Origin of the sequence: Nocardioides sp., assembly GCF_024509035.1 — a bacterium.
Classification (GTDB): domain Bacteria; phylum Actinomycetota; class Actinomycetes; order Propionibacteriales; family Nocardioidaceae; genus Nocardioides.
In genome coordinates this window covers 1-11340 of record NZ_JANINT010000048.1, presented here as the reverse complement: position 1 = coordinate 11340, position 11340 = coordinate 1, and the positions used below count along the sequence as shown (strand labels likewise).

Annotated in this window: 10 protein-coding genes; 7 read left to right on the top strand and 3 right to left on the bottom strand. The window is 74.0% G+C overall.

What is annotated here, in order from left to right; all coding sequences use genetic code 11:
- From Q0L15_RS04280 to Q0L15_RS04265, 4 genes are all read left to right on the top strand, one after another.
- Nucleotides 1-1105, top strand: a 1105-nt coding sequence (locus tag Q0L15_RS04280; protein WP_296602481.1) for an alkaline phosphatase D family protein, incomplete at its 5' end; no start/stop codon positions are given.
- The gene (locus Q0L15_RS04275; protein WP_296602479.1) at nt 1102-2364 is read left to right on the top strand and encodes an alkaline phosphatase family protein; all 1263 of its coding nucleotides are present in this window, start codon (nt 1102-1104) and stop codon (nt 2362-2364) included. The genes Q0L15_RS04280 and Q0L15_RS04275, both read left to right, overlap by 4 nt.
- A 54-nt stretch (nt 2365-2418) precedes the next feature.
- Nucleotides 2419-3885 (top strand): MXAN_6640 family putative metalloprotease, encoded by a 1467-nt coding sequence (locus Q0L15_RS04270; RefSeq protein WP_296602477.1) that lies wholly within the window; start codon nt 2419-2421, stop codon nt 3883-3885.
- A gap of 48 nt (nt 3886-3933) precedes the next feature.
- Complete coding sequence (locus Q0L15_RS04265; RefSeq protein WP_296602475.1) at nt 3934-5457, top strand: MXAN_6640 family putative metalloprotease; 1524 nt, start codon at nt 3934-3936, stop codon at nt 5455-5457.
- Between the two features lie 31 nt (nt 5458-5488).
- On the opposite strand, the gene Q0L15_RS04260 is transcribed toward Q0L15_RS04265, so the two are convergent.
- Together Q0L15_RS04260 and Q0L15_RS04255 are read right to left on the bottom strand one after the other, a co-directional pair.
- Nucleotides 5489-7405: an ATP-dependent DNA helicase gene (locus Q0L15_RS04260; protein WP_296602482.1), complete on the bottom strand. Its 1917-nt coding sequence runs from the start codon at nt 7403-7405 to the stop codon at nt 5489-5491.
- A gap of 238 nt (nt 7406-7643) precedes the next feature.
- On the bottom strand, nt 7644-8219 hold the full coding sequence (locus Q0L15_RS04255; protein WP_296602473.1) for a hypothetical protein: 576 nt from the start codon (nt 8217-8219) through the stop codon (nt 7644-7646).
- A gap of 50 nt (nt 8220-8269) precedes the next feature.
- On the opposite strand from Q0L15_RS04255, the gene Q0L15_RS04250 reads away from it, so the two are divergent.
- Nucleotides 8270-8956 (top strand): response regulator transcription factor, encoded by a 687-nt coding sequence (locus tag Q0L15_RS04250; RefSeq protein ID WP_296602472.1) that lies wholly within the window; start codon nt 8270-8272, stop codon nt 8954-8956.
- Nucleotides 8957-8991: 35 nt separating this feature from the next.
- Nucleotides 8992-10233, top strand: coding sequence for a HAMP domain-containing sensor histidine kinase (locus tag Q0L15_RS04245; protein WP_296602471.1), 1242 nt, complete (start codon nt 8992-8994; stop codon nt 10231-10233).
- A gap of 25 nt (nt 10234-10258) precedes the next feature.
- Here Q0L15_RS04245 and Q0L15_RS04240 read toward each other — a convergent pair whose 3' ends face one another.
- Nucleotides 10259-10756 (bottom strand): hypothetical protein, encoded by a 498-nt coding sequence (locus tag Q0L15_RS04240; RefSeq protein WP_296602470.1) that lies wholly within the window; start codon nt 10754-10756, stop codon nt 10259-10261.
- Nucleotides 10757-10886: 130 nt separating this feature from the next.
- On the opposite strand from Q0L15_RS04240, the gene Q0L15_RS04235 reads away from it, so the two are divergent.
- The coding region (locus Q0L15_RS04235) for a hypothetical protein (RefSeq protein ID WP_296602469.1) at nt 10887-11340 on the top strand (454 nt) is incomplete at its 3' end.

Here is an 11340-nt window from a genome sequence, read left to right as displayed (position 1 = left end):
CTACGAGTACGGCCCCGGGCAGTACGGCTACGGCATCGACGACGTGGACATCCGCCCCCACGTGCCGGCCCACGAGATGGTCTCGCTGGCCGACTACCGCCAGCGGCACGCGCAGTACAAGCAGGACCCCGACCTGCAGGCGCTGCACGCGAAGTACCCCTGGATCGTCACCTGGGACGACCACGAGGTCGCCAACGACGCCTACCAGGACGGCGCCGAGAACCACAACACCGACCTCGGCGAGGGCGACTTCCGGCTGCGCCGCGCCCGGGCCCACCGGGCCTACGACGAGTGGATGCCGGTGCGGATGGACGGCACCGCCCGGCTCGGTGACGGCGATCGGCTGTTCCGCCGGCTGCGGTTCGGTCGGCTGGCCGAGATCAGCATGCTCGACCTGCGCAGCTACCGCGACGCACAGGCGACCGTGCCCAGCGGCGAGGTGAGCGACCCCGACCGGACGATCCTCGGGCGCCAGCAGCTCGACTGGCTCAAGAGCTCCCTGTCGCGCGGCCGGGCGCAGTGGAAGATCGTCGGCAACCCGGTGATGATCGCGCCCGTCACCTTCGCCGGCCTGCCCCACGACCTGGTCGACCCCGTCAACGACGTCACGGGACTGCTCCCGCGCGACGGCGTCCCCTACAACGTCGACCAGTGGGACGGCTACACCCACGACCGGCGCGAGGTGCTGCAGCACATCCGCGACCACCAGGTCACCGACGCCCTGTTCGTCACCGGCGACATCCACTCCGGATGGGCGTGCGAGCTGCCGTACGACGCCTCCACCTATCCCGTGGGCGACTCCGCCGGCGTGGAGTTCGTGTGCTCCTCGGTGACCTCCAACAACCTCAAGGACATCACCGGCACGCCGCCGCGCTCCACCAGCACCGTCGTGGAGGGCATCATCAAGACCGCCAACCGGCACGTGAAGTACCTCGACTTCGACAGCCACGGGTTCTCCGTGCTCGACGTCACCGCCACCCGGGCCCAGATGGACTGGTACGTCCTCGGCGACCGCGCCGACCGGGACACGCCGATCACCTGGTCGGTGTCGTACGCGACCAAAACCGGCACCGGCCGGGTCGAGCAGGTCGGGGAGCCGGTGTGAGCGGGCCGCTGCACGCCGACCGGCGTACGTTCCTCCAGGCCGGCGCCGCCGGCCTGGTGTTCTCCACCGTCGCAGGAGCCCCGGCTCGCGCCGCGGCCGGGCGCGGCCGCAAGCGGGCCTACGTGCTGGTCATCGACGGCTGCCGGCCCGACGAGATCGACTCCGGGCTGACCCCCCACCTCGCGGCGCTGCGCGACGGCGGGCTGCGGTTCCCGCAGGCCTCCTCGATGCCGGTGATGGAGACCATCCCCAACCACGTGATGATGATGACCGGGCTGCGGCCCGACCGCACCGGCGTGCCCGCCAACGCCGTCTACGACCGCGAGCTGGGCGAGGTCCGCGACATGGACCGGCCCTCCGACATCCGGTGCGACACGCTGATCGGCCGGCTCAACCGGCGCGGTCACACCACCGGCACGGTGCTGAGCAAGACCTACCTGTACGGCGTCTTCGGCGGTCGGGCCACCCACCGCTGGGAGCCGAGCCCGACGCTGCCGATCACCGACCACGCTCCCGACGTGTTCACGATCGACGCGGCGATCACGATGCTCGAGGAGCTCGACCCGAACCTGATGTTCGTCAACCTCGGCGACATCGACCGGTTCGGGCACGCCGACCTCACCGGCACCACGCTGCGACTCGCGCGCCGACTCGCGCTCGCCGACACCGACGTGCAGGTGCAGCGGTTCCTCGACGCGCTGAAGGCACAGGGGGTCTGGGAGCACTCGCTGGTGATCGTGCTCGCCGACCACTCGATGGACTGGTCGACGCCCGACAAGGTGATCAGCCTCAGCGGGCCGCTCGGCGCCGATCCGCTGCTGGCCGGCAACGTCCAGATCGCCGACAACGGCGGCGCCGACCTCCTGTACTGGACCGGTCCGCAGGAGCAGCGCGCCGAGGCGATCGATCGGATGCGCGAGATCGCCCGTGCCCAGAAGGGCGTGCTGGCGGCGTACCCCCGCACGGCGCCGTGGCTGCGGCTCGGCCCCGAGGCCGGTGACGTCGTGGTGTTCTGCCAAGCGGGCTGGCGCTTCAGCGACCCCGACCTGTTCGCCAACCCGATCCCCGGCAACCACGGCCACCCCGCCACCCGGTCGATCCCGTTCTTCATCGGCGGCGGCCACCCGGCCGTCCCCCGGGGGACGGCGTCCTCACGGGTCGCGCGCACCATCGACGTCGCCCCCACGGTCGCGGCATTCTTCGGCGCGGGCGCCCCGAAGGGCGGGTACGACGGGCGCGACCTGCTGCAGCGCCGCTGATCGACCTACGGCCCAGCTCCCAGGATCGGCGGTGATGTCTGGTTGGGTGGACGGGTGCGTCTGCGTCCTGCTCCGGTCCTGGCCGCGGTCGCCGCGGTCGTCGTCTCGCTGTGGGGACAGGTGCCGGCACAGGGAGCTCCCGAGAGCAGGCCGGCGGCGGCACGTGCGCTGGCCGGGGCGCTGGCCGGGGCGCAGGCCGCGCTCGCGGGTGAGACCGATCGTGACGTGACGCTGAGCCTGCGCGACCTGCGCCAGCACCGCGACGAGCTCTCCGCGGACGACCGCGCGAGCGCCGATCGGCTGCTGATCCGGCCGACGACCTCCACCTCGAAGTGCTTCACCCTCGTGTGCGTGCACTGGTCGACCACCGGCACCGGCAAGGCCACGTCGGCGTACGCCGCCCAGGTCGCCTCGGTCGCCGAGCACGTGCTCGAGACCTACGCCGCCGCCGGCTACCGCGCGCCCGAGGCCGACGGCCTGCGCGGCGGCAACGGCCTGCTGGACATCTACCTGCAGGACCTCGGCGGTCGCGGGCTCTACGGCTACTGCGACTCCGACGAGCCGCGGACGACCGGCGGGGCGCGCGACGCGTGGGCCTACTGCGCCTTCGACAACGACTACCGGGAGTTCCCGACCCACACGCCGCAGCAGAACCTCGAGGTCACCGCGGCGCACGAGCTCTTCCACGCCGTGCAGTTCGCCTACGACTACGACGAGGACGGCTGGTTCATGGAGGCGACCGCCACCTGGGCCGAGGACGAGCTCTACGACGACGTCGACGACAACATCCAGTACCTCTCCGAGAGCCCGCTGACCCAGCCGGCGAAGTCGATGGACCACTTCCAGCCCTTCGGCATGCGCCAGTACGGCGACTGGATCTTCTTCCGCTACCTCACCGAGACCTTCGACGCCCGATCCGCTGGCCTGCCGACGCTGGTGCGCGAGCTGTGGGAGCGGGCCGCCCGCGACTACTCGATCTCCGCGGTCGCCCACGTCCTCGCCGAGCACCACACCAGCCTGCGCGCGGTGTGGGCGGCCTTCGCCGACGCGAACCGCCGCCCCGGCACGTCGTACGACGAGGGCGCGGCCAACCACTACCCGGGCGCCGCACCCGCCGGTCGCCTCCGGCTCACCGCCGACCGGCCCGACAGCGGCTGGACGACCACCCGGGTCGACCACCTGGCGAGCGCGACCTACCGGGTCGTGCGCGCCACCGACAGCACCGCCCGCCACCTCCGGCTGCGCCTGGACCTGCCCGCCGTCGGGCGCGGGTCCGGCGCGGTGGCGACCGTCTACCGGACCTCCGGACGCCCGGAGACCACGCCGGTCGGGCTCACGCGCCGCGGCGACGCCTCCGCGCGCGTGGCCTTCGGTCGCGACGTGCGCTTCGTCGAGGTGACGCTCGCCAACGCCGGGACGGCCTACCGCTGCTGGCGGCCCGCCGACACCGGGTTCTCCTGCCGCGGCCGCTCCCAGGACGACGACCTGCCGCTGCGCATGCGGGCGATCGCGGTCCGATAGCCCGAACGGGTCATGCGGACCCCAGCGTCCGCGCGGTTGGCTGTACGTGTGCACCTCCGACCCGCCCTCGCCGTCCCAGCCGTCCTCGCCGTCCTGATCACCGGTGGTCTCTCCGGCGGGGTCACCGCCGCGTCGGCGCCCGCTCGACCGAGCGACCCGCCGGCGAAGGTCTCCTCCTCGACCGCCCAGGCGCGCGCGGCGCTGGCCGAGGCGCGAGCCGTGCTGTCCGGCCGGCAGCGCGGCGACGCGACCATGGCGCTGCGCGACCTCTGGCTCTCCCGGCCCGCGCTGACCGGGGCCGACCGCGCCGCGGCCGACCGGCTGCTGGCGCGTCCCGACGACGAGACCCCTGGCCCCTGGCAGACCCAGTGCACGGCCGACAACTGCTACCACTGGCTGACCTCGGGGCCGGATGCCGCCACCCCCGACTACGTCGCCCAGGTCATCGCGACCGTCGACGGCGTGCACGACACCTACGTCGCCGCCGGTTACCGCGCACCCAAGGCCGACGGCACGGCCGGGGGCAACGCCAAGACCGACATCTACCTCGAGGACGTCCACGACGACGGGCTCTACGGCTACTGCACCAGCGACGCGCCCAACCCGCCGGCCAGCGGGCCCTACGACCAGTGGGCCTACTGCGTGCTCGACAACGACTTCGTCGGGTTCCCGCGTAGCCCCCTGGAGAGCCTCCAGGTGACCGCGGCCCACGAGTACTTCCACGCGGTGCAGTTCGCCTACGACTTCTTCGAGGACCGGTGGCTGATGGAGGCCACCGCCACCTGGGCCGAGGACGAGCTGTTCCCCGACGTGAACGACAACCTGCAGTACCTCCCCGAGAGCCCGCTGGCCAAACCCGGCCAGCCGCTCGACACGTTCAACGACGCCGGCGCGCAGTACGGCACCTGGATCTTCTTCCGGTTCCTCACCGAGCAGCTCGACGCCGCCGAGGGCGGGATGCCCACGCTGGTGCGCGACATCTGGCGTCGCGCCGATGGCAGTGCCGCAGGCCCGGACGACTACTCGCTGCAGGCCGTGAGCCGGGTCCTCTCCCAGGCCGGCGTCAGCCTGCCGGAGGCGTTCTCGATGTTCTCGACCGCCAACCGTGCCCCCGCCCTCTGGTACCAGGAGGGAGCCGCGAACAAGTACCCCAGCGTCGGGCCGGCGACCACGGTCCGACTCTCGAACGCGAAGAGGTCCGGCGCGGCGAGCGGTCGGCTCCCCCACCTGACGAGCGCCACTGCGCGATTCATGCCGGGCTCCGGCCTCAGCGCCAAGAGCTGGAAGCTCAAGGTCTCCGTCGACCTGGCGGACAAGGCGACCGGTCCGGCCGCGGTCGTCACCGTCTATCGCAAGACCGGCCTGCCCCAGGTGCTGCCCCTGACGCTCAGCTCGAGTGGCGCGGGAGCCCGCACGGTCCCGTTCGGCTCGTCGGCGGTGAAGTACGTCGAGGTCACGCTCGTCAACGCCAGCGCCCGCTACAAGTGCTGGAGCGGGGGCGACTTCACCTGCCAGGGCAGCTCGCTGGACGACGGCCGCCCGGTCGCGGTGCGCGTGAAGGCCGTCCGCTGAGGTAGTCCCGGCCCTGCGCTAGTCGCCGGCGCTAGTCGCCGGCGCTGGCCGCGAGGCGGGTCAGCGCCTGACGGGCGACGGCTGGGTCGGTGGTCGTCCACATCGGCGGAAGGCTGGCCTTGAGGAAGCCGCCGTACCGCGCGGTCGCCAGCCGCGGGTCGAGGATCGCCACCACGCCCCGGTCGGCGTGACTGCGGATCAACCGGCCGGCGCCCTGCGCGAGCAGCAGGGCCGCGTGGGTGGCCGCGACCTGCATGAAGCCGTTGCCGCCGGCCTGGTCGGCGGCCTTCTGGCGGGCGCTGAGCAGCGGGTCGTCGGGCCGCGGGAACGGGATCCGGTCGATGAGCACGAGCTGGCAGGTGTCCCCCGGCACGTCGAGGCCCTGCCAGAGGCTGAGCGTGCCGAACAGGCAGGTGTGCGGGTCGCCGACGAACTGCGCGGCCAGCTCGGGCAGCTGCGCGTCGCCCTGGGCCAGCGTGGTGAGGTGGGGCAGCCGCTCCCGGACCACCTCCGCCGCGGCCTCGGCGGCTCGCCTGCTCGAGAACAGCCCGAGCGCCCGGCCCTCCGCGGCGTCGACGAGCTCGACGATCTCGTCGAGCTGGGCCTTGACCAGCCCGTCGCGGCCCGGCGGCGGCAGGTGGCGGGCGACGTACAGGATCGCCTGGCGGCCGTAGTCGAACGGGCTGCCGACGTCGAGGCCGCGCCACGGGAGAGCGTGGTCGGAGACCGACGGCTCGGTGACCGGGTCGCCGTCGACGAGGCGCTCGGACGGCTTGAGCCCGACGCTGGTCGCGACCGAGGAGAAGTCGCCGCCGAGCATCAGCGTGGCGGAGGTGAACACCACGGTCTTGTCGGTCAGCAGCTTGTCGCGCATCGGGCCCCAGACCTGGAGCGGCGCGACGCACAGGCGCGGCGGCATCCGCTCGCTGCCCTCGGTCAGCCACAGCACGTCGGCGTCGGACTGGGCGGCCATCCGGTCGGCGGTGGCGAACAGCTCCTGCACCGCTCCCTTGGCCTGGGTGCGGCCCGCGTCGGCGTCACCGGCCTCGCCGGGCTCGGCCTTGGGGAAGGCGGACACGCAGGCCCGCGCGGCGTCGCGGACCAGCACCAGCGCGTCGGAGAGCTGCTCGGGCACCCGCTCGAACCGCCCCGGGCGCGCCTCGTTGATGGCGTCGCGCAGCGCGTCGGCCGCGTCGGCCAGGTCATTCGCCTGGTCACCCTCCACATGGCGCTGGCTGCGCCGGGCCGCGCGCTCGACCTCGGCCGCCCACAGCTCGTCGGTCGCGGCCTGCGTCACCCGCGTGGTGAGCTCGTGTGCCTCGTCGATCACCACGACGTCGTACTCCGGGATCATCGGCACGCCCTCGATCGCGTCGATCGCGAGCAGGGAGTGGTTGGTGATCACCAGGTGGGATCGGTGGGCCTTCTCCTTGGCCAGCTCGGCGAAGCACTCCTGGCCGAAGGGGCACTTGGCCGCGCCGAGGCACTCGCGGTGGTTGACGCTGACCTGGCGCCACTCGCGGTCGGTGTGGCGCGGCGCGTTGTCGCGCTCGCCGGTGCCGCCGCCCTCGGCCTCCTCCTCGGCCCAGGCCCGCAGCTCGAGGATCTTCTTGCCCAGGGAGCCTGTCGGGAGCTCGACGTCGAGGGCGCCCTGGTCGTCGGGGACACCCTCGCGGATGCGGTGGAGGCAGGCGTAGTTGGAGCGGCCCTTGAGCACGGCGTAGCTCGTGTCGAGCTTGCCGGGGGCGTCCTTGACCGCCTCGACGAGCCGCGGCAGGTCGCGCTCGACGAGCTGGTGCTGGAGCGCGAGGGTCGCGGTGGCCACCACGACCCTCTGGTCGTGCAGCAGGCTCGGCACCAGGTAGGCCAGCGACTTGCCGGTGCCGGTGCCGGCCTGGACGACGAGGTGTCGCCCCGAGCCCATCGCGTCGGCCACGGCCTCAGCCATCCGCACCTGTCCGGCGCGCTCCTGACCGCCCAGCGCCGCCACCGCGGTGCCGAGCAGGTCGGCCACGGGAGTCGTGGTGGACGGGGCATCAGGCACCCGAGAACCCTAGCCGCGGCGTCGGACACCCAGCCGATCCGGTGCGCCCGCCTCGCTGTAACGCCGTGTTACCCCTTCCCCCGACCGCGTTGCAGCAGGGGCGGCAGGCAGGGTAAACGGGCGTTACAGCGAGCGACCGCGCTCAGTCGTCCCGGGACTCGACGTCGAACTCCGGCACCCCGGCGGCACACTCGGCCTTGAGCTCGGTCTCGCGGCCCTCCTCGCCCTGGCCCTCGAAGTGCACCTCGAGGTGCTCAGGCCCGCCGTCGCCGACCTCGACGCGGAAGCCGGGGTCGGCGGAGTAGGAGACCACCGAGATGGCCGCGCCGCGGCACTCGGCGATCACCAGGCCGCCGGGGCCCTGCCAGGTACGACGCTGGGCGGTCGGCGCCGGTGGGGCCGCCGGCCCCGTGGCGCCGCCGTGGGGAGACCCGTCCGGCGACCCGTCGGGCGACCCGTCGGGTGACCCGCTGGGCGACCCGTCCGGCGTCCGGGAGGGCGATCGCGACGGTGGCCGGGACGACGAGTCGGACGGCCGGCGAGCCGAGGGCTCGGGCACGACCGGGCCCGTGGTCGTGGACGTGGTGACCATTCCGGGATCGGCGGTCGGGGCGATGCCGCCACCGGCCCGGGAGATCACCGCCCACACGACCGTCGACCCGACAGCGACCACGGCCAGCCAGGCGAGGGCGGCCACCACGGTGCGGCGCACGTTCATGAGCCCAGTCTCCCAGCGGCGGGCCGTCCGCGCGGCGTACGTTCTGTGCCATGGCCAGCATCCTCGTCGTGGAAGACGACGACGCCATCCGCGACGCGGTGCGCCGGGGCCTCACCGAGCGCGGGCACGCGGTCGCGACCGCGGCCACCGGCCTGGCCGGCCTCGAGCGGATCCTCGCCGACCGTCCCCAGGCCGTGCTGCTCGACCTCGGGCTGCCCGACGTCGACGGGCTGACGCTGATCGGCATGATCCGTGCCGCCAGCACGGTCCCGGTCATCGTGATCACCGCCCAGGACGACGACCCGACGATGGTCAAGGCGCTCGACAGCGGCGCCGACGACTACGTCGTCAAGCCGTTCGGCACCAACCAGGTCGAGGCCCGGATCCGCGCGGTGCTGCGCCGCGGCGACCGGGCGTTGGCCCACGAGCCGATCCGGATCGGAGAGCTGGTGATCGACGAAGGGGCGCGCACCGCCACGCTGGCCGGTCGCCGCCTCGAGCTCGCGCGCCGCGAGTTCGACCTGCTGCTGGCGCTGGCCCAGCGGCAGGGCCAGGTGATGACCAAGCGCGAGATCCTCGCCGAGGTGTGGCAGCAGGCGTACGGCGGAGGAGACCGCAGCATCGACGTCCACCTGTCCTGGCTGCGTCGCAAGCTCGGCGAGACGGCGGCCGAGCCGCGCTACCTGATCAGCGTCCGCGGGGTCGGCGTACGTCTCGTCGACCCGGACGCGGGCTGAGCGCGTCGATGCGCCGCCGGATCTCATGGCTGGTGATGGCCACCACGTCGAGCGTGGTGGTCTCGTTCGTGATCCCGCTGTGCCTGCTGGTGCGCACCCTCGCCGAGGACCGCGCGATGGCCGCGGCCGACCAGGAGGCCCGCAACGTCGCGATCCTGGTGGCGAGCCTGCACGACGACCCCCAGCTCTCGGGCCTGGTCGCCGACCTCGACCAGCGCGGCACGCCCTCGACGAGCGTCCTGACCGCCGACCGCCGGGTGCTCGGCGCGGACACCGCGATGCGCCGCGACCCGGAGGTACGCCGCGCTGCCGCGGGCGAGGGCTTCGAGGTCGTCGACTCGGCCGGCGGCCGCGTGCTGCTGCCGGTGGTCGTCGAGTCCGGCACGGCAGTGGTCCGCAGCAGCGTCACCCCCGCGGACCTGCACCGGGGCGTGGCCGCGGCCTGGGCCGGCATCATCGGCCTCGGCACGCTGCTGCTGGCGCTCGCGCTGTTCATCGCCTCCCGGCTGGGGCGTCGCGTGAGCGAGCCGCTGCGCCGGGTCGCGGGCGTCGCGCACCAGCTGCGCGAGGGCGACCTGCACGCGCGAGCGGAGATGACCGGGCCCGAGGAGACCCAGGAGCTGGCCCGGGCGCTGAACGGTCTCGCCGAGCGCACCGTCGAGCTGCTCGCCGCCGAGCGGGCGAGCGTCGGCGACCTCTCCCACCGGTTGCGGACACCGGTGACCGCGCTGCGCCTGGACGCCGAGGCCGTCGAGGACCCGGCGCTGGCGGCGCGGCTCGCCGACCACATCCGGGTGCTGCAGCGCTCGATCGACGCCATCGTCAAGGAGGCTCGGCGGCCGGTGCGCACCGACCTCGCGGCGGCCGGGGACGCGACGGCGGCGGTGCGGGCCCGGGTGGGGTTCTGGTCGGCGCTCGCCGAGGACCAGGGTCGCCTCATGTCGGTCGCGCTCCCCGACCGGCCGCTGATGGTCCCGGTGGCCGGCGACGACCTCGCCGACCTCGTCGACGTGCTCATCGACAACGTGTTCGCCCACACCCCCGACGGCACGCCGTTCGAGGTGCGACTCGACACCGACGGTGCGAGCGCCCTGCTGGTGGTCGCCGACAGCGGTCCCGGCGTCGCTCCTCCGCGGACCGACCGGGTGGGCAGCACCGGGCTCGGGCTCGACATCGCGCGGCGCACCGCCGCGGGCTGCGGGGGCGAGCTGCGGCTCGGCTCTCCCCCGCAGGGCGGCACCCGGGTCGTCGTACGCCTGCCGCTCGTCACGGACTGACGCGCGGTCCAGTGACCTCGGGGGCTCAGTCGTCCTCGTGCTCGCCATCGTCGTCGCCGTGGTCCTCGCCGTGGTCGTCGCCGTGGTCGTCGCTGTCCTCGTCGGCGTGGTCGTCGGCGTGGTCGCCGTCCTCGTGGTCGGCGTGCTCGGCGTGGTCCTCGCCCTTCTCATGGTCCGCGCCGTCCTCGCCGCCGTCGGCGCGCACCGGCTGGGCGGCCGCTGCCGGCCGCGTGCCGGTGCTGCGCGGAGCAGCGGGGGCCGGGGCGGGCACGACCACCGTGCGCACCTGCTCGGTGACACAGGCCTTGCCGTGACGGACGGCGGGCGGCTTGCACGGCGCCCACCGCACCTTCGGTCGCGGGGAGTGGGTGCGCGGTGCCGCCGCCTCGACCGGCGCGACCGCCGCAGCGGAGGGGGACGGGCTCGGCCCGGCGGGCCCCGACGCGAGCTGGTAGGCGGCCACGCCGCCCAGGAGGCCGATGGAGACGACCGCCGCGAGGACGAGAGCAGGAATGGTCTTCATGCCCCGACCCTGCGGCGATGCGGGATATGGCCGCCTCGCGAGAACGTCAAGGGCACCTCAAGGGACTCCATGAGCCGGACTTAACGGTCGGATGACGCGCCGTTGCCGCGGCTCCGGCGACGGTGGCGCCATGCCGAACACCCCGACCGAGCGTCACCGCTCCCGGATCGCCGTCGCCGCCGTCTCCGGGGCCACCGCGATCGCCGCGTTCTCCGCCACCGGCTGGCTGGCCGGCGCCGCCGCCCGGACCGCCGCCGAGGCCGAGCAGGCGCAGGCCGACCAGGCGCAGGCCACCCAGGCGCAGGCCGTCCCCGCGACCTCCCCGACCGGCGCGAAGGCCGCTGTCCCGAGCCGCCCGGACCGGCGCCGCCCGGTCGTGGTGAAGCAGCGGCCACAGCGCACCCACGTCACCGTCCGCTACGTCCAGGGCACACCCTCGGCGCCCGTCGGCGGCGGCGGGACGGTGTCCGTGCCCACGGTCCACACGCCGTCCGCACCGAACCCCCAGCCGGCCCCGCACCCGGCCCCGCACCCGGCCGCGAACCCCGCCCCGCAGCCGGCTCCCGCACCGCCGCCGGCCCCGA

What these genes read in the sequence shown, in the direction of transcription:
- Q0L15_RS04245 (WP_296602471.1), top strand. Translation starts at nt 8,992, where the DNA reads ATGGCCACCACGTCGAGCGTGGTGGTCTCGTTCGTGATCCCGCTGTGC.
- Q0L15_RS04255 (WP_296602473.1), bottom strand. Translation starts at nt 8,219, where the DNA reads ATGAACGTGCGCCGCACCGTGGTGGCCGCCCTCGCCTGGCTGGCCGTG.
- Q0L15_RS04250 (WP_296602472.1), top strand. Translation starts at nt 8,270, where the DNA reads ATGGCCAGCATCCTCGTCGTGGAAGACGACGACGCCATCCGCGACGCG.
- Q0L15_RS04260 (WP_296602482.1), bottom strand. Translation starts at nt 7,405, where the DNA reads ATGGCTGAGGCCGTGGCCGACGCGATGGGCTCGGGGCGACACCTCGTC.
- Q0L15_RS04240 (WP_296602470.1), bottom strand. Translation starts at nt 10,756, where the DNA reads ATGAAGACCATTCCTGCTCTCGTCCTCGCGGCGGTCGTCTCCATCGGC.